This window comes from Candidatus Nitrosopumilus sp., assembly GCF_965223225.1.
Classification (GTDB): Archaea; Thermoproteota; Nitrososphaeria; order Nitrososphaerales; family Nitrosopumilaceae; genus Nitrosopumilus.
The window spans coordinates 1,170,455-1,194,604 of record NZ_CBDCVU010000004.1 but is presented as its reverse complement, the minus strand read 5'-3'; the positions used below and the strand labels follow the sequence as shown (position 1 = coordinate 1,194,604).

Here is a 24,150-nt window from a genome sequence, read left to right as displayed (position 1 = left end):
TGCTTTTTTTCTCACATTGCAAAATGATGATGACATAATGACAATTCCTTGTTTTTAATGGGTTTTTTGTTGTGGTTTCTTTATTCTTCTTCTTTGTCTTTGTTAACTAGAACATTTGTTCCTTCATTGCTTTCTTCTTCTTTATGTTCATCTTTGTTGTCTAGTATGGATTTTTTTATCAGCGGAGCACGTTTCTTTATGATGTCATTGAATTCTTTCATGTCTTCCAAACTGGGCGTCTGTTGCTGGTTTTGATACGTTTGAAGAAAACTTGAATATACACACCCTGTGATTATGCCAAAAGCTGTATCTGGAACTGATTCCACTTCTGGAACAAAATTTTCTGCTATCTGCTTGTATGCCCCAGACTCGCTAATGTAATAATCAATTAAACTGTCTATGAATTCCTTGTTTTCTTTGGAGATTGCCATGCTGTCTCCTCCTATTGCTAGTTTATTTAATTGTCTTTGGTAAACTGTTTGTGTCTTGTTTATTCATTTAGAATGCCCTTTGTTGACACAATCGTGCTCTAGCCTCCCTTAAGTTGTTCTTTGAAAATCATGTCTCTCTGAGAATGACATCTTGCAAATGATTTTTGTTCTGTACTGGAACTGTTGCAAAAATTGTTTGATATGGTTTTGTCCTTTCTCATTTTTGGTTAAATGGCAAATGCTCAATCTTCCATTTTTCTGCTTCATTAATACAGTTAAACCAGTCAACCTCTATCTGGTCTGAGTCAAAACCTCCTTGAGCATTCTTGAATTTTTCATCACATCTGGTTTTCATGTCTTCTGAAACCTCGATTACTCTCTGTGTAAGGCCACTCTGAGGTGCATCAAATTTTTCTCCTTCTTCAAAGTTTTTTACACCTGTCTTTGCAGAGTAAAACTCTACTAGTCCTAGCATCTCATATTCTAGTGATTCCTGAAATTGAGTGTCCGACCTTATTTTTGCTGAATCATCTCCTGTTTTTATCCACTCTATAAACTGAATATCACTTTCAAGCTGTGTTTCAGAAGATAATTTCAATAAATCCACTGAACTCTCAAATAATTCTGGAGGTTCAAGATCATCATATTTTGATATGACCTCCTTGAATTCTGCAACATGTTTATCGTAATATTCAAATAATTCCTCTTTTGAAATACTTCCTTCTTCCCATTTGTTCCTCTCTGAATAAAACTTGGTTTGTATTTCCTTGACTTCATCTTGTATCTGCTCTAGCTTGATTCCAAACTGTAATCCCTTTTGCTTTGTTTGGTCTACTGAATAATTGTATGCTGCAATAGAGCCTATTATTATGACTGCTACTGCTGCAATTACGATGTTTTGAATTTTCTTTTTCTTCAAAGATAATCTAAATAATTTCCTTCTTCATCTAACTTTAATTCGATTGTAAACTCTGTACCGCTGATAAATGATTCATTTCTAGTTGACCTTACTCTTCCTATTACGAGTTCATATGGCCAGACCTCTACAACGATGGAGCCGACATCAACTGTTGGCGTCTCTGTTAATACGATGTCTTCACGTTTGACTCCGTGTTTTTCTAACATCAAAATAGTATGATCAACTAAAGGTTGGGGATTGTTGTAGTTTAGAACCCACACCTTTCCTTCATATTCGATTTTTTGCAATTCGAATCAAATCCTAATTATCTCATATAACAATTATTCGGGATTGATTACGTTTAGCGTCATTGTACTGACTACTCTTGAAAGTCTTCTGATAGATGCTATTGCTTTTTCAAAGTCTTCCTGGCTATCTGTATAAATTTCAGCAATCACGTCATATGCTCCAAATGTTAGGTATGCATTGCTGACATCATCCATCTGTTTTAACTCGTCAATAACGTATTCTTCAGACCCAAGATCACAATTCAATAAAATGAATCCTTTATGCATTACTTTTCCTTGTTGTATCTATGTTACTGAAGTCTTTAAGTCTTACAGTATTACCATCTGCTACGACCGCCATAGCTATTTCTTCCACTACTGCGATTTTCATTGAACCTTTTTCTTCTTCCACCGCCTCTGTTGTCTCTTGAGTCTCTTCCGCGGTCACTTCTGCCATATCCTCCTCCTCTTGAGTAACTTGATCTTGAAGAGCTTCCACCACCGCCACTTCCTCCGTATCTTCTTGAAGGAATTTGTCTCTTTAGTGGATCTGGGATGGATATCTCTATTCCCATTTCTTGATTCAAATCTTTAATTGGTACTTTGATTTGGCGTTTGATTATGTTCCAATCTCCTACTGATGAATATGAAACAAAAGTTATTGCTTTGCCTTTTGCGCCAGCTCTTGCAGTTCTTCCAATCCTGTGAAAGTAAGCCATTTCTTGGTTTGGAACATCATAATTGATCACAAGCTCCACACGTGGAACATCTATTCCTCTTGATGCTACATCTGTTGCAACAAGAATGTCTGCTTTGCCGCTCCTAAACTTTGCCATTGATTGCTCTCTTCTGTGTTGAGACATGTCCCCTTCTATTGCAACTGCAACAAATTTTTCTTGATGTAGAAACTTTGCAACATCTCTTGTTCTATATTTTGTTGAACAAAATACAATTGATTGTCCTTTGGTTTGTTTTATAAAATCAATTAAATATTTGAATTTGTCTCTGTCTTTGATTACTAAATAAGACTGATCAATTCCCTCTCCGCTTAAATCATCTGCATCAAGAAGAAACTGCTTTGGATTATTGAGATATTCTTCAGAAAGTCGAAGAATCTCAGTGGGCATGGTTGCAGAAAACAAGGACATCACCCTTTCTTCAGGTGCTAAATCCAAGATAAACTGAATATCGTCAATGAATCCCATGTCTAGCATTGTGTCTGCTTCATCAAGTACAATATGGGTTACGTCTCTTAGTTCGATAGATCCCCTTTTGAGATGATCTATTAGTCTGCCTGGTGTTGCAACAACAATCTCTACTCCTCTATCGAGTGCATCCAGTTGGATGCCCATTCCTTGACCTCCGTAAACTGTAGCCACTTTGATTCCTGTATATTTTCCAAACTTCTTTATCTCATCTGTAATCTGCATTGCGAGCTCTCTTGTAGGTGCCATTATCAGGCCCTGGATTCCTTTTCTTGGCTGTATCTCTTGTAGCATTGATAATGAGAATGCTGCTGTCTTTCCAGATCCTGTGTGAGCCTGTCCTACTACGTCTCTTCCTGTGAGCAACACTGGAATCACTGCTTCCTGAATTGGAAATGCTTCTTCAAATCCAAGCTCTCTGATTCCTTTTAGGATTTCTTCCTTTAATTCTAAATCTTGAAATTTTGTCATTTTGTTTTCTTCTCTTAAGCAATGACGATAAAGCTCATTGCTTGGTCGTCATTATTTCTGATGCCTTGTTGGCTTGGTTTAGGTCTAATAAACGCTTGTTATTATTTTACACTCCTAATTGAGCATCAATAATTTTCTTGAAACTCTCAAATGGTTGTGCACCTTTTAGTTCCACGTATCCTATCTCATCATTTCCTACAAAAAATCCTGGCGTCCCTGAAACTCCATAGTCTCTTCCGTCTTCCAAGTCTTTTCTGATCTCCTCTATGTATTTGCCACTTGCAATACATGATTCAAATTTTTCTTGGTCCATTTGCATGTCTGAAGCGTATTGGCTAAACAAGGAAAGAGCAGCAACTGTTTCTATCTTGTTCCACTGGCTTTGTGTTTCAAATAAGATGTCATGCATATCTTTGAATTTTCCTTGCTCGTTTGCACATTCGGCAGCAACTGCTGCAGGCAATGCATTTGGATGAATATTTTGAATAGGGAAATCTCTGAAAACTAGTTTTACTTTCCCTTGTTCTATATATTCTTCATAAATTGATGGAAGTGTCTGAACATGGAACCTTGCGCAAAATGGACACTGAAAGTCTGAGAATTCTATTATTGTAATTGGTGCGTTTGGATCCCCTATTACTGGATCATCATCTGCTGATATCTTTACAGGTGGCATTGCTTGCTCAGTTGGAAGCCTGTTTTGTAATAGTTTGAGTTCTAGCTTTGCCATTGCTTGGTCTAAATCTTCTTGAGTTAACTGATTTGAACTCAGATTGGCTGTGTATGATCCTGCAAAAAATGCAGCAATCCCAACAATTATGATTAGTCCTGCAACCAAACCATTGAAAGCTGATTTTTTTACTGATACTTTATCCTCAGATCCAGACGGTGTATACAAATCTTCTGAACTCATTTTAATTTGTACCAATAACTGGACTACTTATTCGTATTGCCAAATTATTTTGTTGGCTTGATTTGATTTCAAAAGTTGTCTCTGATTATTCTTCTACTTCAGTGGCTGTAACTCTGAGTTACTAAATTTGATAAAGCCAATGATGGGATCTGAACCCATGACCTTTCGCTTACAAGGCGAATGCTCTAGCCAGGCTGAGCTACATTGGCACGATGTACAATGAAATTTTTGAAGGTTTAAAGTGTTACCAGCTGAATTTTTCAGAATTTCTACTACCGTCAATTTATAATAATGCTGTATTTTGTTATCTGGTATGAAATACGTCCAGCCCTTTAGAGCAAAGGTCTTGATGATCTTATTTTTCACAACTGGTACAATTGGAATGGTTATTGGGATAGTTTATGCTCCTCCTACTGCAACCCTGATTTTTACTTTTATGGGTGTGATCAACTTTGGGTTGGGTCTCTTTTTTGGTTATATCCTTATGACACAAACTAACAAGGTTCCTGACAAGAGAAAAAAGAAGAAAAAAGATAGATAGGTTGATTCTTTTCTTTCTCATTACTAACAACTGATTTTTGTAAATCTATGCAAATTCATTTTTTCAAATAATTATTTGAAGAAATAACACCTGAAAAATTGCCTTCTCTTAAAAAGTATAAATAATAACTCCCTTTCACTCAATCTGAAATGCTTGACCTTGTTGCCAAAAAATTATTCCTTACAAAAGGAAAAGGAGTTCATGAAGATAGACTAACCAGCTTTGAATATGCTTTAAGAGATGCAGGAATTGCAGGTACTAACCTTGTTTTGATTTCAAGTATTTTTCCACCAAAGGCAAAATTAATCTCAAGAAAAGAAGGACTCAAACAAATCAAACCTGGACAGATTCTATTTACAATTTACTCGAAAAATCAAACCAATGAACCACACCGTATGTGTTCTGCATCTGTTGGTCTTGCACAACCCAAAGACAACAGTAGGTATGGATATCTGTCTGAGTATGAATCATTTGGACAAAATGAGTCCCAGGCTGGAGATTATGCAGAAGACATTGCAGCCCAGATGTTGGCCTCCTCACTGGGTATCCCTTTTGATGTTGACAAAAATTGGGATGAGAAAAGACAACAATGGTCTATTTCAGGACAAATCTACAACACGCACAATATTACGCAATCAAGCAAAGGTGACAAAGATGGAAAATGGACTACTGTTTTTGCTGCTGCTGTTTTACTAGTGTAGGTAACTATTTTCTTGCATATCCTTTAAGATAAAACATTGCTGCTCCGACTGCCCCGACTGTGATTATTGCCACCACTACAAGTGATTCATCTGCATCTGTCTTGTCTTGCGGTGGAGGTGTCATGTTGTTGTCTTGTTCTTCTCCTAATGAAAACTCTAACTTGCTTTTTTCCACTTCTGACTCTTCACCGAAAATGTATTTTCCTTGAATTCTTTGTCCTTGGTCTGGATCAAAAACCCATCCTTGTTTTGTGATGTCTGTTGGTAATTTTTCTCCGTCTATGACCTCTGTTGGAATGATGTTGCCCCTCACTTTGGCGATTTCTGTATCCTCAGGAGATAAGACTACAACTTGGATTAATGAGTTAAGGGGATAAAATCCAGTTGAAAAATAATCTGATCTTTTTATTTTGTCTACTTTAAGAAACTCTAGTGGACTCACGTTTGTAATGTCTGATGCAATATCTTGATAACTTGTTGCTAATTTTAACTGCATTAGGGACTTTGACTCTAATGGAATTATAGATAATGTCATTTTGGAATTACCTTCTTGAGACATTTTCTTTGCTATGTCATAAAATCCTCCCGCATCTCTGATTTCTTTTGGAATAGTTATTGCAGTTATCTTTTCATACATAGAACTGGTATCTTCCATAGGCATTGTGTACACTGCTGAAATTACTCCTCTGCCTGAAACAATACCTGACGTATCTAGAACCCTGTTTGACTGATCATCTGTGTGGACATAAACTTGGAAGAATTTTGCATCGGTGTCAAATGCATCATTGATTTCACCAATGTATGTGCTAGCAATCTCTTTTGCTGTCTCTTGAATTTCTACTATTCCTTGACTTTCCTGACTTCTTTCAATGTTTATCATTATGCATGCTTGATCTACTACTCCAAGTACACAATGATCCTCATTGGTAAGTATGACTGCATTGACTCTGCTGTTTTCTCTTATTTTTTGCTCTAACTCTGCTGGAATTTTTATCTCTTGAACACTTGTACTCTGTAAAGTTATCGATGCTGAGATATCTTGTGAGATACTCTTGTCTATTATTACCTGTGCTGTTTCTTGAAATGTTGCAAGACCTATTTCTTGTGAAAACGCTGAATTGTATGAAAAACCCGCCAATAAAACAAATCCGAGTAGAACAAAAATGCTTTTCATAGATTTTTCGTTGATCATGAATTTATTAAATTTACTTACTATGGATCTCGTTTTGTCTAAACACTGATTTTTAGATAAAAAATATCTATTTTAGATCTCTTGATTTTGTTCTATTTGTGTCAAGTAATCTATTGAACTAATTTTTGCATTTGTCGCACAATGGGATCTCGGTCTTGCCTAATTCGTTTCTTGATATTTCTGTTAGCGTTACTTCTACTCCTGATGAGTGACATTTTTGACATAGGCCTTTCATGGAATTTCTGATTAATGTATGCTCAATTTCAAGTTCATTATTGAAATTTAGTTCGATCATTGTCAAATATTTTTTCAACCTAGTTTGTGCCAATTGTTTATCGACTAGCTAATATCTGCGATAACACTGCGTAATATATCCAAATGGCTTTGATTCCTGTTCTTGTTGATGTATTTCAGGATCCTATATTTTCTGTTATAGCAGTTTTAGCCTCGTTTGGTATTGGTACTTTTCAAGGAATAATAATTGGACGTGCAATCCTCATTCGATTCCCGAGACTACAAAACCATCTCAAAACTGTCTCAATCACGTTGTTTGCACTTTTTTTGGCAAACGCAATATTGAGTGTACCTCGCTTTGCTTCTCCTGAAAAAATCAGTTTGGAGAGCCTGTCTGCTCAAGGCTCTGGCAAGTTTTTTTCAGTTTTTTTTCTTATTTTTGGAATGAATACAGGGTTTCTTACAATTTTGGCTATCTCTGTAACTGTCATGACCTTTGTTTTGCTTAAATTCACGCAAATCCATGGAATCACAAAATCCTTTGTCTTCTTTTTTACCGCATTGCTGTTAATTCTAACTGTAATCAGTCGTTTTACGGATCTTACTCCTAGTGCTTTTGAGGTTCTTTTGTATTTTCTTTATCAACTAGGATTCACGATAGGAATTCTTACAGGGACTATCCGAAAAATCAAACCAAAAAAAATGGACCTAAAGTAGCGGCATCAAAGGTTTAAATCTAATTATCTTGTTACGGTCTTTGACATCGAATTCAAACCGTTCGGGGAACAAAGCTGGCAGTCCTTGCGTTGGACTGTCAGCCCCATTTATTAAAAAAATTCACTGAAGTTTTGCTAGCGTGTTTACTTGTTCATTGACATAATCAAATCCTTCTTGCCAAAACTTTGGAGATCTTATGTCAAAACCGTACTCTGACAATAGTTTTTCTGGCTTCTCTGAACCTCCAGCTGCAAGGATGCTAATGTATGCCGGAGCAAAATCTTTTCCTTCTTTTTTGTATCTCTGAAACAATGACAATGCCAACAAATTTCCAAAGGAATATGCATAGCAATAAAATGGTGTATGGTAAAAGTGTGGTATACAGCTCCATTCTATTTCAAAGTCTTTGGATAATTCAACTGAAGTTCCAAATTGTTCCTTTAGATTTTGCAGATATATTTTTGAAATTTCATCTACTGTTGTACCGTTGCCAATCTGTTCATGTGCATCAATTTCAAAAATTGTAAAGAATGACTGTCTTAGAATTGTAGCGTAAAGATCATCGATTTTTTCTGAAAGCATGATCCTCTTTTCATCTGATGAAATTTTACTTGAAATGTTGTCATACAGTAACAGTTCTGAAAATGTAGATGCCGTTTCTGCCAATGGTAATGGTGCATCTTGAACCAGGATTGATCTATCTTGTGCAGCCTGACTGTGTACTGCATGTCCCAATTCATGTGCTAGTGTGAACACGTCTCGTGATTTTCCTGTAAAGTTGACCAATACATAAGGAGTAATTTTTGGTGTAAGGGTACTGCAAAATGCTCCGTCTCTTTTGCCTTGTCTTATTGAAGAGTCTATGTGATTTTCATTGAATACCTTTCTTGCATATTCTTCTAATGTATCGCTGAACTTTCCTAGTGATTCAAAGACCAGTTTTACTGATTTATTGTACTGATAGTTTTTTTCTTTGATGTTTGCAGTAGATGGGGCATAAAGATCGTATCTTCTGAGTTTCTTCATCTTTAACATCTTTGCTTTTTGCAAAAAGAATTTCTGAAAAACATTAGAGTTTTTTCTACAAACTGAAAGTAATGATTCAATTGTTTTATCATCTACGTCATTTCCTATGTTTCTCATGGAAATTGGACTTTGATATCCTCTTAGCTCAATTCCCTCGTCTTTCCAATTTAAGACGATATTTTGATAAATTTCCCCAATTACGCCTTTGTTTTCAATGTATTTGTTGAGGATTGTTTTGTAAGCTCTTTCTCTTATCTTTGGGTCCGTACTGCGTACATAATTTGTAAGCTCCTCTCTTGTCATTATTTTGTCCCTGTTTCCTATCTTCATTTTGTATTCGTATGCGTTTGTTATCTTGTCATACAGCTTTACCAGTGCGGATATTCCTGTTACGTCTAATGTGTTGATGATCTTTTCTTCAGGCTCGCTTAGAGAGTATTTTGCAAACAGTCTTTTGTGTGAGAGATAATGTGAAAGCTCACCCGAATCTTGCATGAGTCTTTTTGCATTTTTGTTGTCTATCTTTGTCTTCCACCACAAATCAAAAAACAACACCATGTTTGAAACTTGAGATCCGAGCTTTGACATTCTTGTTAAAAGAGAAGTTGCCTCATCTGATTGGGTGTTTGCAGAATATGAAAGTGATGCATAACCTCCAAGCTTACTCATTTTTTCTGAAATCTCTTCAAGTTCTTTTAGAATATTTGCAAATTTCTTAGATGACATTTTTGAGTCTAACTTTGTTTTGGTTTTTTCAAATCGCTTTGCTTGTTTTTCAAGTTCCTGAATCTTTTCTTGAAATTCTTTACTGTTTGGATCCTTTGTAAGTTCTGATAAATCCCATTCTCCTAGCTTGTATTCTGACATATCTCTGATATTTTGTGACTATTAAAAAATCATTAGCGAAATAAATCCAGTTTAGACTGCAGCTGGTGTCTTTTTCATTGCTTTTCTTTGTTTATTTTTTGTAATCTCATTCAAAATTACCTATCTATTAATACCTAACAATCTCTGTTTTCATGTCTGAGGGATAATCGTGATTGAGACTTGTGCCTAAAAAAGATGTTAACAAAGTTAACGATGTTATCACAGAAGTTATAAACAATTTTTTCGAAAAAAAATCATGAAGGTACACCAAAAAGAACACAAGATGTGTCCTAGTTGTGGACAGATTAGTAAATCCTTTGAAAATGGAGTTTGTGCTTGTGGAAAACAAGTAGAAAACGCACTGTTTGTAGAAAATCCTATGGGTTTTGTGGAAAGTCCTTCTTTTTACAGTGGGCTAACCCTAGGCAGAAGAAAATCTAAAAAATAATCTCTGCCTAAATCCCTGATATTATTTTTCTAAAACCTATGAAAAAACTACATCTTTGATATTCTCAAAAAATCAATAATATTCTTCATGGATGTAGCACCATCTCCAAATGTCTCCTGGAATTGCCTTCATCACAGGATGTCCTGTTTCCTGAAAATGTTTTGTTGCATGTTTTCCAACTGATGAATCGCAACATCCAACATGTCCACAAGTAAGACACATCCGTAATGCTACAACTGGCAAGTGCTCTTTTTCACACTCTTCACAACTCTTGGTGTTTGGAGAGGTATCTTTTACTTCTTTTGAAAAATGTTGACATTTTTCTGGCATTGCTCAGCCTTTCTTCAAAGTGCTATTGTATCTCTTTATTGATTCTATGATCACTTCTTTTGCTTCTTGCGCAGACTTCCATCCCAAGATTTCCACTTTTTTTCCTTCCAGGTCTTTGTAAACTTGGAAAAAGTGTCCTATTTCTGAACGGTAGTGGTCGTCAATGTCTGTTATGTCTGCAGTGTGAAAGTACCTAGGATCATTAATTGAGACACAAATTATTTTGTCATCAAACTCTCCATCGTCTTTCATTTGAAGTAATCCAATTGGCTTTGCCTCGATGAGTATTCCTGGATATGTGGGGTTTGTAACCAAGACTAGTGCGTCAAGTGGATCTCCGTCATCAGACAATGTTTGAGGTACAATTCCATAATCTCCTGGATAATGAAATGGTGAGAATAATACTCTGTCTAGTTTCATCATGTTGTGTTTTTTGTCATATTCGTATTTGTTCATAGAGCCCTTTGGGATTTCTATGATGACATTGAGAACTTCAGGAATATTTGTTCCAGGCTCTATGTCGTGCCAAAAATTCTTGCTCATTTTCTAGCTCTCCCACTCCATATTCAGTATATGAATTCTCTGAATTTCTCAGGCACTAATTATAATAAAAAAAATGAACTATGGATGGTGATTGTCTAGAGTTATGCTTGCAGGTTGGTATTTGGAATGACCTTGAAGATCTTTACCGTGTATTGACCTTCAAAGATATTTACAAATTGTCCACTGTTTGTGTCTAGGTTTCTCACTCTGAATTTGTATTCATAAGAACCATCTCCCTTCACATCAACTTGTGCAAAATGGACTGGATCTTCACCTTTATAGAATTGTATGATTACTGGGTATCTCTCTGCATATTCAGAGGCAGATCCCTTTACAGTTCCCCATGGAAGAACATTATCTTCTGGAATGTTCATGGTGGTAACGGTTCTTTGCAAGCTGACCTCTTCATTTAATGGAGTTACTGTTGTGCTTATGGTGTTGGTCTCATCAACTTCAGCTGAAACACTACCTGGGATCATCATTATTCCAAATACTGTCATGACTGAGGCAATCAACAAAACACTTGACTTTACTTTCATTCTTGAACTTTTGAATTCAAAGTAATTTAAAAAATTTGTTACAAATTTGTTCTATTGATTTTCCTATGGCAATTCTTCTTCCAAGTCTGAACATGCCTTGTGAACCCATTTTTCGTTGGAATTTTTCACTATCTCTTTTCCCACTTTGATGGCCTCTCCGCATTCTACACATTTTCCGTTAAATCTTGCTTTCATCTTATTGTTGTTTAGTATTTGTCTAATTTTAACTTGAACATCGGACTTTTAGCAAGTAAAAGTGTCTGGATTTGCCACATCTTGTGAAATTCTATCTAACAATCTTTTCTTCTCAATTGTGTATCTTTCGTGATTCTTTACAAAATCTTTGATGGCTTCAGAAATTTTTACTGTTTCCAGATCGTTTCTGTTTTTAAGAATTGTTTCTATGAGATTATCTCTTGATGATTCTGCTTCAAATTTTGCTTGCTGAAAATACATGTATCTATCTAACTTGTTTTCTAGATTTTAATAATTTCTATCAAATTGACTTTTTTTAATTTTGAAATTTCTTACTTCGGGATTACAATGACATTGGTTTCAATCAAATGCTGTATTCCTTGCATAAAGTCCTCATCAGAAATGAGTCCATCTGCCCACCATCCTGCATTTCCTTTAATCCATGCAGGGATTCCTTGAGGATTTTTTTCTTGACTACCTTGTGTTTGTGCAACTGTGATTATTTTTTCTTTGATTAGAAATTGAATTGAATTGATAAATTCGCCATCACCTACAATGTCTTCTGCCCACCAACCAGCACTATTCTTTACCCATGATGGTATTGATGGAGTTTCATTTTGCTTTTTTTCAATTATTGATGGTGTTGCAGTTGTTGCTGTTTCTGGTGATGGTGATGTTGCTGTTTCTGGTGATGGTGATGTTGTTGTTTTTGTTGTTATTGTTGCCTCTGTCAATTTAATTTCTGCCTGTGAGACTAAAAATTGGTCAAAGTTTGTGCCATCTTGCCCTGTGATTATTATTTTTAGTTGGTATGCCCCATCCGATGGCATCTGAACTGATTCTTGATGAATTCCATATGGGACCAAAATTCCTAGAAATGAATCACTGGTTCCTATGTTTGACCATATCTCATCGCCTGATGAATCAGAAATGCTATACGCATACATTATGTTGTCTGCAGGATTGTTGTTTTCATCAAAAAATGATATTGTAAATGGTGTTTTCTCACCCCATGTCATTTCTGACTCCCATGTAACATTTGCAGTGTATCTGTTCTCAAAGTTCAAACTCGTACTGCCTAGTACTGCAACGTCTCCTGGAACAATTTCAACTTTGATTGTATTTTTCTCTGATTGTTGGACTGTAGATGATTTGTCGAGTATCTCCAACAGTTCTTCATGGGGTATGTCTAGTCTTATGATATTTTTTTCAGGTTTTGTTATGTCAAAAACAAATGAATCATCTTGAACTTCGATTCCTTCTACCAAAATGTTGATGTCTTGTCCTAGTTTGAAAGCTTCAAAGTCTTTTTCTAAGTATATTGATTGTTTTGCAGATGATGATGATGAGGTATGATGGTCATGATGTTCCAAATTGACTGGTGCTTTGTAGCTTATCTTGTTTGATTTTTCATCAAAATTAAAATCAATAACTGTATTGTCAAATGATTTTATTAGCACCGGAAATTCTTGTGCGTTTACAGTCTGAATTGTAAATAACTGTTTTTCAGGAATTGACAAAAATGTCTCAAAGTACAAGTCACTTGTAGTCATTGTCTTTGGATTTGTGGCACCGACGATGGAAACCTTGAGTGTGTATTGGCCGCTTTGATCAAATATTGGCCCTTGAACTGTTGGTCTTGAGTCTCCTCTTGCATAATATCCTCCTGCAATTGGATGCTTTTCACCGAAATACTTTGTGCATTTCCACAAATCTTTTTCTGTACATCCGCTAGTTGGCCTTATGTCTAAGTTCAGTTCTCCGTCTTCATCAAAAAAATACTCATTTGCCAAAAGATTCTCTCCGTGGAAAATCTGGACCCTGTAGGTTACACTATCTATGTTGGTGTTTGTTAGGCTGTCAAAGAATCTAATTGAGAGATTTACACTGTCTGACTCGTCTATCGTATAGTCTTCTGGAGAAAGTATGGAGCTCAGGGCTACTGCCATGCCGTCAAAATCTACTGGTGGTGCCAAAGAACCTGAATGGTGCTGGGCATGAGCAGGTGCAAATGAAGCAATAATTGATAAAGCAAAAATGGCTAAGGTCGCCTTTAGAATCATGAATTGTATATTTTGATGATCTTAAAATACAATGCGAGATGTGTTTTGTTTGCATATTTTACTCATATTTCTAAAACAGGTTTTAGTTTACCCATAATTTTGCAGTGGTTTCGGTGGAAATGACAGATCTCCTTTTAGTTTTAGACTGCCATGTATGACAGTGTAGACTAAGTGATTATATCTGATTTTCACTAATAACAAGTATGCAAAAATTACAACAAATCTTTAAAGTTGAAGAAGTAGAAAAAAAAGATAATCTGCTTGAAATTTTATCTGACAAATATTGTCGAACAATAGTAGAATCCATTTTGGATGTCCCAAAGTCAGTAATGGAAATCTCACATGAGACCAAAATCCCAATTAGCACCGTGTATAGGAGAATCCAAATGCTCCATGACAACAAATTACTTCATGTCTCAGGCCAAATCACCGAGGACAAAAAGAAATTATTTCTCTACAAAAGCAAGATAAAAGGAATCCACAGCAGATATGATGATGGCAAAGTAGATGTTGAATTGATTCTCAACGACAACTAATTTCTTTTCCTAAAATAATTACAACAATTTTTATTTCAAACCAAAAACTGGATGCACTTTTTTTAGTTTAACAATTGGAAGGTATGGAAATCCATGCTGAAAAACATCTGTGAACTGAGCTGACTCTCCCTTGTGTCCTGAATATTTTATGAATGGCTTGTCTGGCTCCTCATCTAATTCCACATAATATAAACAATATACTGTATCATCTAATTCAATCATTGACATGTACCCTACAATCCATTTTTTTCTATATGGAAAACACAACAGTGTTACCTTTGGATCATCAGGCCATTCTGGATCATACGTGATTCTTGCAAGACTCCCTAAATCCAAAACTTTGGATGTCTTGAATTTGTCCGAAATTTTTTTATAATTTCTAACCTGAAATGGTAATGTCAGAAGATGAACTATGGGTGCATATTGTGCATTTGACTGGATAGCGTCTACAACTTTGGCAGTTTCTTTTCCGTTTTTTGGGTCGTACTCAATGTATCTTCCTTTTTCATAATTGGTGTAAAATGCCAGAATCGAATTTGACAAGACTGTTCTAGTTGAGAGAACTTTTTTTCCGTGCAGCTCATGTGAATATACGCGAAGTGGGTACTCTCTGAATGCGCATACATATCTTGCAAAGTCCAACAGGCTTGCAGCTTCGACAAAATGAATTTGCGCCATTTTTCTAATTTACCGTGTTTAGGTTAATCTAGTTTTTTCTTAATTTCAACAAAAACTATCTGTTTTCTGTTAAGTGTATCTCTTATCATTTCTGTTATCTTGATTTGGTACTGAATTTCTACAATTCTAATCAGTCACGCATTTGAAAATTATTTGAATCTGAAATTGTTTCTTACCTGATTCTTGTCCCAGCATTGATTTATCATAGTTTTTTAAAATAAATTATCATGAGGACTCTGCATCTTGAAAAAAAGGGACTGCGAGGACTGGCAATAGCTGAAAGCTTCAAACCTAATCATCCAAAATCTGTCTTTTCTGGGGTTGTGATGAGAGGAGATTTTGTCATTGACGGGTTTGTATTTGGTAGTGCGACACTCGAAGGTGATGATGCCACCGAGGCAATCTTGAAAATGTATGATAAACTGCAGAGACCTGACATCAGCTATGTCTTGATTTCAGGGCTTATCGTCTCAATGTATAACATAATTGATATCCAGAAATTACATCAAATCTTAAAAGTTCCTATAATTGGAATCTCTTACCACTACTCTGCAGGGATTGAAGATGCCATAAGGCACCACTTTCCAGATTCTTATGAATCTAAAATGGCCTTGTATGAAAAACTAGGCAAAAGAGAAAAAATCACCTTGAATACATCTTGTGATGTTTATGTTAGAAAAGAAGGATGCACACTAAATGATGTGAAAAATTTGCTAGATAAACTGACATTGCATGGCTCCATCCCAGAACCAATACGTGTATCACAACTACTTGCAAAAACACTGCTTTTGCAAAAATTACTCCCTTGAGTATTTGACTTTATCCAGTAGGGTTCCAGTGACAATCGCAGTTACAGCCCTTTGTGCACTTTATTCTCTTGCAGTCAGTACACATAGTTCTATGATGCCAAATGGGAGCGGTATTCATATTATTTCCTTTATGATTTGTGAAAAATAAAGAGGCTGTTTTAAGTTATTGATGAATTTTTAATTTGAAAGCAATTTTCCAACAAACGTAAAGGTTGATCTGACACTGTTTAAAATAATTGATCCTGATAAGAAGAGTAATGATGAAATGCGTTGTATGTGAGAACCCATCTCTGTGTTGTTTTTGCTTCTGTCCTTATTGTGGAGATACTGAAAAAAATTGCATGTGTGAAATTAATGATTCAACAAACTGTAAAAACAGTTTTAGATCAAACAAAACGAAACATAACCTGTCAAAACAAATGAGGAATTCATCTTCTTTTCTTGTGAGCAAAGATGAGGATTGGTGGCGTTTGGAAAAATGGCAGATCGGTAGAAAAAAATTCCTAAATCTTTTCTAGTTTTTGTCTTCTATGTTTTGTTGTTTTATCAATCTCAAGTAAATAGAAATTAAAAAAAAGACAATCTTGAATCTAATGTATGTAGTGGTAAGCTTGTAATTGAGAAGAAAGGATAACTGTAATGATTCAGTTATTCATACATGAGTTTTGAAGAGTCATTTCTCTATCCCTTAGCGTTGTTAGCAATTGGATCATTGATTTCCATGTTTTTGGTGCCTAGATTCAGTGACATATATGGCAAGAAAAGGCACCAATTGGAAATCAAAAAGGATCTTATTGTAAAAATTACAGAGTTGGATGCTGAATGGCATATTGTCCTTGATGACATGGCATATCCTCTTGAGGATGAAACCGAAAATGCAAAAATCATCACAAAGCTAACTGGGGAACTGGAGAAAAAAGAATCCGTAATTACATCCTTGATGAATCTTTATTTTGATGATGATGCTCTGCATTCCAAATGGGAGGTATATTCTGAATCCCACCCAAAATACTTTGAGTATTTGTCAGACAGAAAAGAAAGTCCTGATTCAGCTATCTGACCTGCTAGAAAGCAACAAGATAAAGTCATTGACTGGGGAGAGACTATCTGAATCAATTGAAGCAAGAATTGGGGTCATCCTCAAAGAATTACTGGAATTAGTTGAAAACACTGAGATACGAAAACTCAAATCTTGAATCTGAAATCTATAACTCGTAATGCAATACATAAAACCTAGTTTTCTTTTTTTTAATTGATGGTATTAAAAATCATGTCTGGAATAGTCATTCCTTCAAAACAAAACGGATACATCAAAGTAATGTTTGATGATCATGCAATTGAGCATACTTCTGATGGGGATGTGGTCGAAAAAAAGACACTCGGACCTGAAGGCAATTTCAAAAAGGTTCCAACAAAGATGGTGGCATTAAGACAAATCAAAGTGCAAACTGTTGTTGCGCCTGCAGTTGGCGGACCTTCTTCTTTGGAGAAATTCAAAATTGGGGATTATGTAAACAAACAAAGACTGAAAATTACTTGGTCTGCTGGCAAACATAGTACTATAGAAGAAATATCATACATGGTTATAGGCGAAGTATGATTCTTTTTTTACACTGATATTATGATCTAAAGCAGTTTCGATGGCTAGTAATACAAAAAAGAAAAAGAATTGAAATTCTTGGAAGTTATTTTACTTTCTTTGTGGGAAAAATGCGTCTCTAATTGGATCCAAAAATGTATCCCAAGAAATGTTCTTTACATTATCTCATGACATTATGTTGCTTGGTGTTGGACGGTCTTCGCCTTGAGGAGTGTATGCAAATCCAATCTTGTTATAGTAAAAGGCTACTTCCTTAGTAGGCCTGTCATCTGCATCTCCTGAGGTACTCCAGCTTTTGATAAATACCCGGTCTAGTTTGTATTTGAGATATGTTATTGGCTCTCCTGACTCACTTCCCCCTGCAACCTCGACAAAATCGATTTCAGCAGTACCTAGTGAGTTTCCATTAATTGCAAATTGTGCAAGCTGTGCACTGGCAGAATCTGTACTCTTTGAGATGGTGCACTCTTGTAGTTCTCCAACGCCTATATTGATATCGGCAGTTCCTCTTCTTTCACCGGATTTTTTTTTCGTAGTGTTGTCAACTCCACATTTGAATGAATCAAGCTCTATCCATCCTATGTGTTTGTCATCTGTAGACTCTCCTTCTATGTCTCCAATCTTCATGTATATTGCAGCATCAGCATGTGGGATTGCCGCAGCAGCAAGAACGCTGATGGCAGACATTAAGAGAATATTTCTGGTCTTGTTTTGCATTGTCATTATAAAAATCAAAGAGGCTTAGCATATAGGCTCTGTGCTAACACTGTTAACATTTGTTAACAATTAAAAAATTAGCAAATTTGCCAATGATGATTGTAAAACTAGTTGTTTTGAAAATTAACCTTCTGACCTTAATGGCGCCAACAACCAGTCATTGAGATATTCTGCATCTCTGATTCCGTTTGCATCTGTAATGATTTCTTGTATCTGTTCTTTTGAGTATCCTGAATTCTTATCAATTAAAAATACAAATCTGTCTTTGAGGTTGAATCCTTCTTCAAACTCTACATTGATGATATGCTCTAATGTTTCAACATAATGCTCCAAGGTGACTACTCGATATAGATACAATTCCTTTATGTCTTCTTCTTGCATCTGGAAAAATAACTGGCCATCTGATAGATTTAGATGAGGTTCTAACTCTATCATCCACCTATCTGAATTGGAATTTGCCTCACTGATGTTGACTGCCAATATGAGAGTCATTATCCCAAAAAATGCAACAGGTATTAAAATCCCTATGATTATGATGTGCAGCTTTCTCATGCTTGTCCTAGTTTTCAAATAATGTGGTTTATCTATAATCAGAAAATAAAATTGCGAGAAGAATGCCTATCATCAGAAAAAAGATCCAGCCAATAGATTCACATCATCAGATATCCCGATCTTCGTAAAGATAGCAAGCCTCATAGAAGACTCTCTCCTCTTTACTGTGTTTTTCCAATTGTGTCATTCCTTCACATCGGTATTCTGTGATCACTTTACCATGTGTCGGACATCGAACCACCCAAGACATTTTTCTCTGATATTAGTTAGTGTTTAACAAATATAAGGGATTTCCCAGACTTATTATGACAAATAATAAGAATTTATTGATTTAACTATAAAGTTATTGATATATTATTCAAATTATTGTCATTTTGTTTTGATATCTCTTGTCTGAATCAATTATTGTTCCGTGTATTTTGTCTTATCTTCTTTATTTTCACAAATTTTGTAGATAGCCGGTGAATCTTGTGCATTTGTTCTTCTTGAGATTTTTAAATTCTTGTCTAATAATTTGAAAAAGAATACTTTTCTCCGCATTTTGCACACCTGTCTTTCAAGCCCTTTGCAGGCTTTGTTAGACCGCATATGCTGCAATACCTCATGATCCCTTGCTTTACAAGTTCTGAATTGCAGGTGTTCTTTTCTTCAGCATTGTGTTGTTCTTGTGATTTGTGGCATATGGGACATACTTCATCATATGACATGTAGTATTGTTTTTGATGCCCTCTTCTTAATTATTTTCTCTACCGAATCAAGTTCCAAATAGCAAAAGCATTCCTAGGTCAGACAAATATCTCATTTTCCGAATATCGGGGAGTCTTTTTAGGAACATCCGAAATCTCTAATGATTCTAAATATGCAAGATATTTTGGAATGGATTTAGTATCTCCATAGGAAATCAGTATTCTGTCACCATGTTCAATAACATATTGTGAAATGTCTGCACGATATTTTTCCCCATTAAGATAAAACAACAGAGGATTGTCTTTGTCCTCACAAAAACTGTTAATTTTGGACTTTGATGGTGATTCCCCATAACTCATCATTATACATTCAGTGGTAATCTTCAATCCCAATGATGTAAACAACATGTCTAATGGAACTCCTGTTGCATGTTTGTGAATCATGTATGGGTTGTGGTCCTCAAAGTGTATGTATTTGCTTGAAAGCTGGAACTGGCGAAGGCCAAAATTTACTTGCTCACCGTCTACAAAAACTGCGATTGCAGCATGTGCATGATCACTTCCATATTCCCCAACACCATACTGATTTACCAAACTTCTCTCAGGATCAACGCTGTTCATGTTCTGAATTATCCTTGAATCAATATCGTCTTGGTTGATAAAATAATATGAAAAGAATCCTGATGAAACAATCACAAAAGCAGCAGCAAGTATCAAGATAGTCCTGCTTTTTGATTTGGATTCGGCAGGCTGTATCTCAAAATATTCTGAATTACTCTCCTCCAGCCTGCCTGGTAGGCTATAATCTGAATCAGAGTCTTTTGGGAGAGACTTTTCATTATCTTCTGGCATTCACTATCCTAGTGTCGGGATTCTATAAATTTCCTTTAATAGGCTAGATTGAAAATAAACCTGACTGCGAAAATGACTCCAAGTGTACAGTCAGGCGGACGTACGGTCGGTTGTCGGTTAAGCGATATGAATAAGCGCTTGCTCTCTGTAGGTTTTTGAAATATTAAAGAGAATTTCCAAATTTATTCCAAATCTAAAGTGTTTGGAGACATCACAGTACCGATTCCCATCCGGCCCATCTCTTAATTCCTCCTATATCGTGTTCAGAATTTTCAGAAAAATACTGAATGTCTATATTTTGATTGTTCCATTTTTAACCATAAACTCAATTCCCTTTAGAAAATCATCATCTGAAATCAATCCTTGACTCCACCATCCAGCATTGTTCTTTATCCATGCAGGAATTTCTTGTGTGGTTTCAGTTGTAGATTGGACAGTGTCTGGAATTTGAATGACGCCCTCTTTGACTAGGAATTGTATGCCTTGAACAAATGCATTGTCATCAATTTGTCCATCTGCCCACCATCCAGCATTGTTCTTTATCCACGTAGGAATATCTGGGGTCGAGATAAAATCATCATTTAATTTTTCAAGTAGAGGGTTTTCCTCAATCTCAATTTCAATAATAACAGATCCACTCATGGACACGTCAGGTTTCTCTTCTTCTGGTCCTGTACCGTAAACAAATATGGAATAATTTACAATTCCTGCTTCTTCTTTTATTGGAATGAGATGGTCAACTCTACCAAAGTCAGTAAACAGTTTCTCTTCTCCGATTTCTTGTGCATATGATCTCAATTTGTTACCTTGCTCATCTAAAACCAAAACATCGTAATGAATCTGATCTAGAATTTCACGATCATTATACCTGCTGACGAAATTTATTTTCCAGTCAATACTGCAGCCTTCAGTTGGATATTCTGGAGAATAGTTATGTTGAATCATCATGGAATATGTATCTGTAGCATCGCGTTGACTTACATAGTCATAAAACTTTGTAGGACACTCCAACAACTCTTCTTTTTGAATTGTTTCTTTTACGTCCTTGAAAGGATCATTTGTCACATTTTTCTCATAATTTAACAAGGTGAATTGATACTGTATTGGAGGGTTCTCAGCATTAGTCCTGGGATACGTCAATGCTTTAACAGGAAAAGGAAAACCATCTACTATCCACATTTCGTTGTCAGTTTCAACATACCAGCCAACAACCACGGCATCCACATTTCCAATAACAGAATCTATTGTTTCTATTCTATGTGGGATTAATGGCGCATCACTGCCGCTCCCAAAATTACCAATATTACCCCATTTGCCCGATCTAAATTCTTGTGGCCCATGAAGTCTATCATCTTCATTTGCAGAAGCAAAAGCAGAAAGCCAATTTAATGAAGACTTGATTGCAATGACATAATCAAAAAGATCCTCATCAAATACTATGGGATCCGGAGTAGTTTTACCAAGACCCCAAGACCCTTTAGCGATTTTATCCCCATCGATAATCACAACTTTTGCATCCCACAACGTTTCACTGATATTTTGTATCTCCCCTTTTATCCACATTTTCAATTCAATAGGGGAACAGTCATTGAGATTTATTTCACATAAAGAATACTCAAAATAATTTCCTACCTCTAGACCTTCGCCCAGATACCAGGTACCGTCAACATCAACTCCTCCGGATATTTGAGAATCCTGACCATAAGAAAGATTGGTGAATCCAATGCTACATAAAATAACCAACATACTAATCGGCACTATTTTATTTTTCATATTTGAATTTCAATTAAAAAGATACTAGACTAAAGTTAACTGTATCGATAAATATCACGATGGATTTTCTCAATTTTTTGATTTAGTATAATCACAAACAAATTACTGACCTGATGTGAGAAAATAAAAACAGCAAATAAAAAATGCGTTAACTACGATGACTAAAATGAGCATTAACACATAGTTTTTGTTTGATTTGACGGATCTCTTCTTTTTGCTCATTGTTTTGCGCAACAATCTAATTGATCTTGTTAATCAATGCTTTTTGGTTTCCGTTTCCAGTTATTGGAGATAGACTTCTCATGTTTATTTTAGGAATTAAAATTATTAATTTATGTTCAGTCATAAAATGTGAAATTTTTCATCAAATCCAACTTATCCAAAATAGAAAATAATATTTTGGAATCAAACTATTAGAGAAAGAAATCGTATTGCTTCCAAGTAACAACTCACCAGGCATCAAATGAAAACCAAACATGGTAATTGTCTTGTGTTTTTTATAATTAGTAGAATTTGTAAAATTATGAAACACGCATTAGATTACAAAAATGCCCCCAGAAAAATAAAACATGAATCCAGTCTTGCTGATGTTTTAAAAAAGATAATTGATGAAAAAAAGAGTAGGCTCCTAGTCACAGAAAATGACAAAATTACAGGTATTGTAACTGAAAAAGACTTGGGTATTTTTCTCCTGACTGATGATACTGAAAGGAAATTAGATGAAATCCCACTGTCTGCAATTGTTAAAAAAATAATTTCTGTTGATGAAAATACAAGTATGGCAGAATGTGCCGAAATTATGCTAACAAAATCCATTGGTTCTTTGGTCATTACATCAAACGATGAGGTAGTTGGAATTTTAACAAAGACTGATCTTGTGAGATATTTTGCTAAAATGCATTATGGTGAAAAAATAGTTGGAGAGTACATGTCTCCATATTATGCCTGGCAATATTCCGATGCTCCGCTATACAAAATTGTTCTAAAAATGATTGATGAGAAAATATCTAGAATAATACTTCGAAATCATGATGAAGTGCCTGTTGGAGTTGTCACTTTTCGAGACTTGTTTGAATTGGCGCTAAAGCAGGGAAATTATGAAGATGTTCTTGACAATTCTGATCCTGTAATTTCTGTAATTTTTCCAAGAAAAGGCTTCATTTCAGAATCTGGATTTGGTGCAAGTGTAAAAGCTGATGATGTAATGAGTACTGATGTTATTTCTGTAAATTATGATGATGATTTGGCAAAAGCAGGCAAAATATTGTTAAAGAAAAATATCAACGGTGCAGGAGTCTTGTCTAAACATGACACCATTGTGGGAATCATCAGCAAGACCGATATTGTAAAAGCTCTGGCTTTTTTAAAATAACATCAAAAATTACTTTGTTTGAATCTGAATTTTCAATTCTAAAATAACAAATTGTTTTTTGATCAAATTTCAAATAGGAAACTGTTGATATCTTCTAATGAGTCACATATTATTTTGTATGTTTTTTATTAATTCAAGAACCTTTGGAATAATGTTTGAGGATTCTGAGGTGATTTCAGTGGTTATCATTAGCAGATGTTCCTCATCCATCGGAAATGTAAATCGCTTTATTTTATCATATTCGGCCATCGCATATTTTGCATTTCCTATTTTATGTGCAATCCTTTTTCGTGTATCCCATCTCTGCCCTGCATAATAATGCATCATCTTAATTTCCTCATCACTAAGATATGGTGTGGTTCCTTCTCTAACATGGCCACAAATTGATTCACCATCGATATTTTGAACAGCTGCGTATCGAATTGTCTGATCAATATTCATGATCTCGTCATAAAATTTATCAAAATTCATAAACTGTTAAGGTAGTCATTTCATATTAAATTTCTGTTGTGAATAGTGATATCTTGTCTTATCCTAGGTTCAAGTTATCCTAGGCTCAATCACTTATTTGGATACAAAAATGGGTCCACGAGGATTCAGATACCAAATTGGGGATAAAAATGGATGTAGATAGGCTTGCACACCTAATACTCTTGTAAACACTGGTTTGAATTCAGTGATGTCATACCCTTTCGGGTAGAAAATTTGATTGCAGTGTCACCTGTAAATTAAGTATTAAATTCAAAATGAAAAATCATGGAATCTGTAAAAGTTGATTTTGATTGGGATAATTTGTCAATTTCTGAAAATAATAGCCATAATCAAAATGAATGGGGACTGAGAAAATCAGACCCAATCATCATCACATCGTATAAAATGAAATGGGAATGAAAAGTTATACATAAAAAAATATCAATAGTACATTATTCAACTTACAAAATAAAAATTTGAAAAGTAAAAAATCTTTGAAAACT

Annotated in this window: 32 protein-coding genes and 1 tRNA gene; 10 read left to right on the top strand and 23 right to left on the bottom strand. The window is 35.3% G+C overall.

Annotation, left to right across the window (positions count from 1 at the left end; all coding sequences use genetic code 11):
* Positions 1-80: 80 nt before the first annotated feature.
* The 7 genes from ACOQN3_RS07655 to ACOQN3_RS07625 all read right to left on the bottom strand — a co-directional run bounded on the left by ACOQN3_RS07655 (position 81) and on the right by ACOQN3_RS07625 (position 4,414).
* Complete coding sequence (locus ACOQN3_RS07655) at positions 81-431, bottom strand: hypothetical protein (protein WP_420545884.1); 351 nt, start codon at positions 429-431, stop codon at positions 81-83.
* 217 nt (positions 432-648) lie between these two features.
* Positions 649-1,350, bottom strand: a complete 702-nt coding sequence (locus ACOQN3_RS07650; RefSeq protein ID WP_420545883.1) for a hypothetical protein — start codon at positions 1,348-1,350, stop codon at positions 649-651.
* Positions 1,347-1,637: a hypothetical protein gene (locus tag ACOQN3_RS07645; RefSeq protein ID WP_420545882.1), complete on the bottom strand. Its 291-nt coding sequence runs from the start codon at positions 1,635-1,637 to the stop codon at positions 1,347-1,349. The genes ACOQN3_RS07650 and ACOQN3_RS07645 overlap by 4 nt, the downstream gene beginning before the upstream one ends.
* 33 nt (positions 1,638-1,670) lie before the next feature.
* Entirely contained in the window at positions 1,671-1,904 is a 234-nt protein-coding gene (locus tag ACOQN3_RS07640) for an Lrp/AsnC ligand binding domain-containing protein (RefSeq protein WP_420545881.1), read from the bottom strand.
* 50 nt (positions 1,905-1,954) lie between these two features.
* A complete protein-coding gene (locus tag ACOQN3_RS07635) occupies positions 1,955-3,292 on the bottom strand; it encodes a DEAD/DEAH box helicase (protein ID WP_420545880.1) in 1,338 nt (445 codons plus the stop codon).
* A gap of 106 nt (positions 3,293-3,398) precedes the next feature.
* Positions 3,399-4,205 carry a DsbA family protein gene (locus ACOQN3_RS07630; RefSeq protein ID WP_420545879.1) on the bottom strand — a complete coding sequence of 269 codons (807 nt, stop codon included), beginning with the start codon at positions 4,203-4,205 and terminating at the stop codon, positions 3,399-3,401.
* A gap of 134 nt (positions 4,206-4,339) precedes the next feature.
* Positions 4,340-4,414, bottom strand: a tRNA-Thr gene (locus tag ACOQN3_RS07625).
* 104 nt (positions 4,415-4,518) lie between these two features.
* Here ACOQN3_RS07625 and ACOQN3_RS07620 point away from each other — a divergent pair.
* Complete coding sequence (locus ACOQN3_RS07620) at positions 4,519-4,746, top strand: hypothetical protein (RefSeq protein WP_420545878.1); 228 nt, start codon at positions 4,519-4,521, stop codon at positions 4,744-4,746.
* 149 nt (positions 4,747-4,895) lie between these two features.
* Positions 4,896-5,447, top strand: a complete 552-nt coding sequence (locus tag ACOQN3_RS07615; protein ID WP_420545877.1) for a pyruvoyl-dependent arginine decarboxylase — start codon at positions 4,896-4,898, stop codon at positions 5,445-5,447.
* Between the two features lie 4 nt (positions 5,448-5,451).
* On the opposite strand, the gene ACOQN3_RS07610 is transcribed toward ACOQN3_RS07615, so the two are convergent.
* Both ACOQN3_RS07610 and ACOQN3_RS07605 read right to left on the bottom strand, forming a co-directional pair.
* On the bottom strand, positions 5,452-6,621 hold the full coding sequence (locus tag ACOQN3_RS07610; protein WP_420545876.1) for a hypothetical protein: 1,170 nt from the start codon (positions 6,619-6,621) through the stop codon (positions 5,452-5,454).
* A gap of 136 nt (positions 6,622-6,757) precedes the next feature.
* On the bottom strand, positions 6,758-6,934 hold the full coding sequence (locus tag ACOQN3_RS07605) for a hypothetical protein (protein ID WP_420545875.1): 177 nt from the start codon (positions 6,932-6,934) through the stop codon (positions 6,758-6,760).
* An 83-nt stretch (positions 6,935-7,017) separates the two neighbouring features.
* On the opposite strand from ACOQN3_RS07605, the gene ACOQN3_RS07600 reads away from it, so the two are divergent.
* Entirely contained in the window at positions 7,018-7,590 is a 573-nt protein-coding gene (locus ACOQN3_RS07600; protein WP_420545874.1) for a hypothetical protein, read from the top strand.
* A 120-nt stretch (positions 7,591-7,710) separates the two neighbouring features.
* On the opposite strand, the gene ACOQN3_RS07595 is transcribed toward ACOQN3_RS07600, so the two are convergent.
* Complete coding sequence (locus ACOQN3_RS07595; RefSeq protein WP_420545873.1) at positions 7,711-9,483, bottom strand: M3 family oligoendopeptidase; 1,773 nt, start codon at positions 9,481-9,483, stop codon at positions 7,711-7,713.
* Positions 9,484-9,739: 256 nt separating this feature from the next.
* Here ACOQN3_RS07595 and ACOQN3_RS07590 point away from each other — a divergent pair, with 256 nt between their 5' ends.
* On the top strand, positions 9,740-9,931 hold the full coding sequence (locus ACOQN3_RS07590; protein WP_420545872.1) for a hypothetical protein: 192 nt from the start codon (positions 9,740-9,742) through the stop codon (positions 9,929-9,931).
* A gap of 72 nt (positions 9,932-10,003) precedes the next feature.
* Here the strand turns inward: ACOQN3_RS07590 and ACOQN3_RS07585 are convergent, their stop codons facing one another.
* The 6 genes from ACOQN3_RS07585 to ACOQN3_RS07560 form a co-directional block, all read right to left on the bottom strand.
* Complete coding sequence (locus ACOQN3_RS07585) at positions 10,004-10,261, bottom strand: UBP-type zinc finger domain-containing protein (RefSeq protein WP_420545871.1); 258 nt, start codon at positions 10,259-10,261, stop codon at positions 10,004-10,006.
* A gap of 3 nt (positions 10,262-10,264) precedes the next feature.
* Positions 10,265-10,804 (bottom strand): inorganic diphosphatase, encoded by a 540-nt coding sequence (locus tag ACOQN3_RS07580; protein WP_420545870.1) that lies wholly within the window; start codon positions 10,802-10,804, stop codon positions 10,265-10,267.
* A 101-nt stretch (positions 10,805-10,905) separates the two neighbouring features.
* Entirely contained in the window at positions 10,906-11,343 is a 438-nt protein-coding gene (locus ACOQN3_RS07575) for a hypothetical protein (protein ID WP_420545869.1), read from the bottom strand.
* A gap of 63 nt (positions 11,344-11,406) precedes the next feature.
* On the bottom strand, positions 11,407-11,538 hold the full coding sequence (locus tag ACOQN3_RS07570) for a hypothetical protein (RefSeq protein ID WP_420545868.1): 132 nt from the start codon (positions 11,536-11,538) through the stop codon (positions 11,407-11,409).
* A gap of 48 nt (positions 11,539-11,586) precedes the next feature.
* The gene (locus ACOQN3_RS07565) at positions 11,587-11,799 is read right to left on the bottom strand and encodes a hypothetical protein (protein WP_420545867.1); all 213 of its coding nucleotides are present in this window, start codon (positions 11,797-11,799) and stop codon (positions 11,587-11,589) included.
* Positions 11,800-11,870: 71 nt separating this feature from the next.
* The gene (locus ACOQN3_RS07560) at positions 11,871-13,601 is read right to left on the bottom strand and encodes a hypothetical protein (RefSeq protein WP_420545866.1); all 1,731 of its coding nucleotides are present in this window, start codon (positions 13,599-13,601) and stop codon (positions 11,871-11,873) included.
* Positions 13,602-13,804: 203 nt separating this feature from the next.
* Here ACOQN3_RS07560 and ACOQN3_RS07555 point away from each other — a divergent pair, with 203 nt between their 5' ends.
* Positions 13,805-14,137: an ArsR family transcriptional regulator gene (locus ACOQN3_RS07555; RefSeq protein WP_420545865.1), complete on the top strand. Its 333-nt coding sequence runs from the start codon at positions 13,805-13,807 to the stop codon at positions 14,135-14,137.
* A gap of 30 nt (positions 14,138-14,167) precedes the next feature.
* Here the strand turns inward: ACOQN3_RS07555 and ACOQN3_RS07550 are convergent, their stop codons facing one another.
* On the bottom strand, positions 14,168-14,815 hold the full coding sequence (locus ACOQN3_RS07550) for a hypothetical protein (RefSeq protein WP_420545864.1): 648 nt from the start codon (positions 14,813-14,815) through the stop codon (positions 14,168-14,170).
* A 227-nt stretch (positions 14,816-15,042) separates the two neighbouring features.
* Here ACOQN3_RS07550 and ACOQN3_RS07545 point away from each other — a divergent pair, with 227 nt between their 5' ends.
* From ACOQN3_RS07545 to ACOQN3_RS07535, 3 genes are all read left to right on the top strand, one after another.
* Positions 15,043-15,624 (top strand): DUF99 family protein, encoded by a 582-nt coding sequence (locus ACOQN3_RS07545; protein ID WP_420545863.1) that lies wholly within the window; start codon positions 15,043-15,045, stop codon positions 15,622-15,624.
* A gap of 658 nt (positions 15,625-16,282) precedes the next feature.
* Positions 16,283-16,684, top strand: a complete 402-nt coding sequence (locus tag ACOQN3_RS07540; protein ID WP_420545862.1) for a hypothetical protein — start codon at positions 16,283-16,285, stop codon at positions 16,682-16,684.
* A 195-nt stretch (positions 16,685-16,879) separates the two neighbouring features.
* Positions 16,880-17,224, top strand: coding sequence for a hypothetical protein (locus tag ACOQN3_RS07535; RefSeq protein ID WP_420545861.1), 345 nt, complete (start codon positions 16,880-16,882; stop codon positions 17,222-17,224).
* Between the two features lie 165 nt (positions 17,225-17,389).
* On the opposite strand, the gene ACOQN3_RS07530 is transcribed toward ACOQN3_RS07535, so the two are convergent.
* From ACOQN3_RS07530 to ACOQN3_RS07510, 5 genes are all read right to left on the bottom strand, one after another.
* Positions 17,390-17,947, bottom strand: a complete 558-nt coding sequence (locus ACOQN3_RS07530; RefSeq protein ID WP_420545860.1) for an Hcp family type VI secretion system effector — start codon at positions 17,945-17,947, stop codon at positions 17,390-17,392.
* Between the two features lie 117 nt (positions 17,948-18,064).
* Positions 18,065-18,511, bottom strand: coding sequence for a hypothetical protein (locus tag ACOQN3_RS07525; RefSeq protein ID WP_420545859.1), 447 nt, complete (start codon positions 18,509-18,511; stop codon positions 18,065-18,067).
* Between the two features lie 488 nt (positions 18,512-18,999).
* Positions 19,000-19,200, bottom strand: coding sequence for a hypothetical protein (locus tag ACOQN3_RS07520; RefSeq protein WP_420545858.1), 201 nt, complete (start codon positions 19,198-19,200; stop codon positions 19,000-19,002).
* Between the two features lie 78 nt (positions 19,201-19,278).
* A complete protein-coding gene (locus ACOQN3_RS07515; RefSeq protein WP_420545857.1) occupies positions 19,279-20,031 on the bottom strand; it encodes a hypothetical protein in 753 nt (250 codons plus the stop codon).
* A 291-nt stretch (positions 20,032-20,322) separates the two neighbouring features.
* Complete coding sequence (locus ACOQN3_RS07510) at positions 20,323-21,777, bottom strand: peptidase (protein WP_420545856.1); 1,455 nt, start codon at positions 21,775-21,777, stop codon at positions 20,323-20,325.
* A gap of 550 nt (positions 21,778-22,327) precedes the next feature.
* Here ACOQN3_RS07510 and ACOQN3_RS07505 point away from each other — a divergent pair.
* The gene (locus ACOQN3_RS07505; RefSeq protein WP_420545855.1) at positions 22,328-23,176 is read left to right on the top strand and encodes a CBS domain-containing protein; all 849 of its coding nucleotides are present in this window, start codon (positions 22,328-22,330) and stop codon (positions 23,174-23,176) included.
* Between the two features lie 102 nt (positions 23,177-23,278).
* Here the strand turns inward: ACOQN3_RS07505 and ACOQN3_RS07500 are convergent, their stop codons facing one another.
* A complete protein-coding gene (locus ACOQN3_RS07500) occupies positions 23,279-23,647 on the bottom strand; it encodes a DUF6659 family protein (protein WP_420545854.1) in 369 nt (122 codons plus the stop codon).
* 285 nt (positions 23,648-23,932) lie between these two features.
* Here ACOQN3_RS07500 and ACOQN3_RS07495 point away from each other — a divergent pair, with 285 nt between their 5' ends.
* Entirely contained in the window at positions 23,933-24,067 is a 135-nt protein-coding gene (locus ACOQN3_RS07495) for a hypothetical protein (protein WP_420545853.1), read from the top strand.
* Positions 24,068-24,150: the final 83 nt, after the last annotated feature.

What these genes read in the sequence shown, in the direction of transcription:
- ACOQN3_RS07620 (WP_420545878.1), top strand. Translation starts at nt 4,519, where the DNA reads ATGAAATACGTCCAGCCCTTTAGAGCAAAGGTCTTGATGATCTTATTT.
- ACOQN3_RS07495 (WP_420545853.1), top strand. Translation starts at nt 23,933, where the DNA reads ATGGAATCTGTAAAAGTTGATTTTGATTGGGATAATTTGTCAATTTCT.
- ACOQN3_RS07550 (WP_420545864.1), bottom strand. Translation starts at nt 14,815, where the DNA reads ATGGCGCAAATTCATTTTGTCGAAGCTGCAAGCCTGTTGGACTTTGCA.
- ACOQN3_RS07565 (WP_420545867.1), bottom strand. Translation starts at nt 11,799, where the DNA reads ATGTATTTTCAGCAAGCAAAATTTGAAGCAGAATCATCAAGAGATAAT.
- ACOQN3_RS07580 (WP_420545870.1), bottom strand. Translation starts at nt 10,804, where the DNA reads ATGAGCAAGAATTTTTGGCACGACATAGAGCCTGGAACAAATATTCCT.
- ACOQN3_RS07610 (WP_420545876.1), bottom strand. Translation starts at nt 6,621, where the DNA reads ATGAAAAGCATTTTTGTTCTACTCGGATTTGTTTTATTGGCGGGTTTT.
- ACOQN3_RS07510 (WP_420545856.1), bottom strand. Translation starts at nt 21,777, where the DNA reads ATGTTGGTTATTTTATGTAGCATTGGATTCACCAATCTTTCTTATGGT.
- ACOQN3_RS07605 (WP_420545875.1), bottom strand. Translation starts at nt 6,934, where the DNA reads ATGATCGAACTAAATTTCAATAATGAACTTGAAATTGAGCATACATTA.
- ACOQN3_RS07615 (WP_420545877.1), top strand. Translation starts at nt 4,896, where the DNA reads ATGCTTGACCTTGTTGCCAAAAAATTATTCCTTACAAAAGGAAAAGGA.
- ACOQN3_RS07540 (WP_420545862.1), top strand. Translation starts at nt 16,283, where the DNA reads ATGAGTTTTGAAGAGTCATTTCTCTATCCCTTAGCGTTGTTAGCAATT.
- ACOQN3_RS07600 (WP_420545874.1), top strand. Translation starts at nt 7,018, where the DNA reads ATGGCTTTGATTCCTGTTCTTGTTGATGTATTTCAGGATCCTATATTT.
- ACOQN3_RS07535 (WP_420545861.1), top strand. Translation starts at nt 16,880, where the DNA reads ATGGTATTAAAAATCATGTCTGGAATAGTCATTCCTTCAAAACAAAAC.
- ACOQN3_RS07515 (WP_420545857.1), bottom strand. Translation starts at nt 20,031, where the DNA reads ATGCCAGAAGATAATGAAAAGTCTCTCCCAAAAGACTCTGATTCAGAT.
- ACOQN3_RS07595 (WP_420545873.1), bottom strand. Translation starts at nt 9,483, where the DNA reads ATGTCAGAATACAAGCTAGGAGAATGGGATTTATCAGAACTTACAAAG.
- ACOQN3_RS07530 (WP_420545860.1), bottom strand. Translation starts at nt 17,947, where the DNA reads ATGACAATGCAAAACAAGACCAGAAATATTCTCTTAATGTCTGCCATC.
- ACOQN3_RS07520 (WP_420545858.1), bottom strand. Translation starts at nt 19,200, where the DNA reads ATGTCATATGATGAAGTATGTCCCATATGCCACAAATCACAAGAACAA.
- ACOQN3_RS07585 (WP_420545871.1), bottom strand. Translation starts at nt 10,261, where the DNA reads ATGCCAGAAAAATGTCAACATTTTTCAAAAGAAGTAAAAGATACCTCT.
- ACOQN3_RS07560 (WP_420545866.1), bottom strand. Translation starts at nt 13,601, where the DNA reads ATGATTCTAAAGGCGACCTTAGCCATTTTTGCTTTATCAATTATTGCT.
- ACOQN3_RS07505 (WP_420545855.1), top strand. Translation starts at nt 22,328, where the DNA reads ATGAAACACGCATTAGATTACAAAAATGCCCCCAGAAAAATAAAACAT.
- ACOQN3_RS07640 (WP_420545881.1), bottom strand. Translation starts at nt 1,904, where the DNA reads ATGCATAAAGGATTCATTTTATTGAATTGTGATCTTGGGTCTGAAGAA.
- ACOQN3_RS07635 (WP_420545880.1), bottom strand. Translation starts at nt 3,292, where the DNA reads ATGACAAAATTTCAAGATTTAGAATTAAAGGAAGAAATCCTAAAAGGA.
- ACOQN3_RS07570 (WP_420545868.1), bottom strand. Translation starts at nt 11,538, where the DNA reads ATGAAAGCAAGATTTAACGGAAAATGTGTAGAATGCGGAGAGGCCATC.
- ACOQN3_RS07655 (WP_420545884.1), bottom strand. Translation starts at nt 431, where the DNA reads ATGGCAATCTCCAAAGAAAACAAGGAATTCATAGACAGTTTAATTGAT.
- ACOQN3_RS07575 (WP_420545869.1), bottom strand. Translation starts at nt 11,343, where the DNA reads ATGAAAGTAAAGTCAAGTGTTTTGTTGATTGCCTCAGTCATGACAGTA.
- ACOQN3_RS07555 (WP_420545865.1), top strand. Translation starts at nt 13,805, where the DNA reads ATGCAAAAATTACAACAAATCTTTAAAGTTGAAGAAGTAGAAAAAAAA.
- ACOQN3_RS07500 (WP_420545854.1), bottom strand. Translation starts at nt 23,647, where the DNA reads ATGAATTTTGATAAATTTTATGACGAGATCATGAATATTGATCAGACA.
- ACOQN3_RS07545 (WP_420545863.1), top strand. Translation starts at nt 15,043, where the DNA reads ATGAGGACTCTGCATCTTGAAAAAAAGGGACTGCGAGGACTGGCAATA.
- ACOQN3_RS07630 (WP_420545879.1), bottom strand. Translation starts at nt 4,205, where the DNA reads ATGAGTTCAGAAGATTTGTATACACCGTCTGGATCTGAGGATAAAGTA.
- ACOQN3_RS07590 (WP_420545872.1), top strand. Translation starts at nt 9,740, where the DNA reads ATGAAGGTACACCAAAAAGAACACAAGATGTGTCCTAGTTGTGGACAG.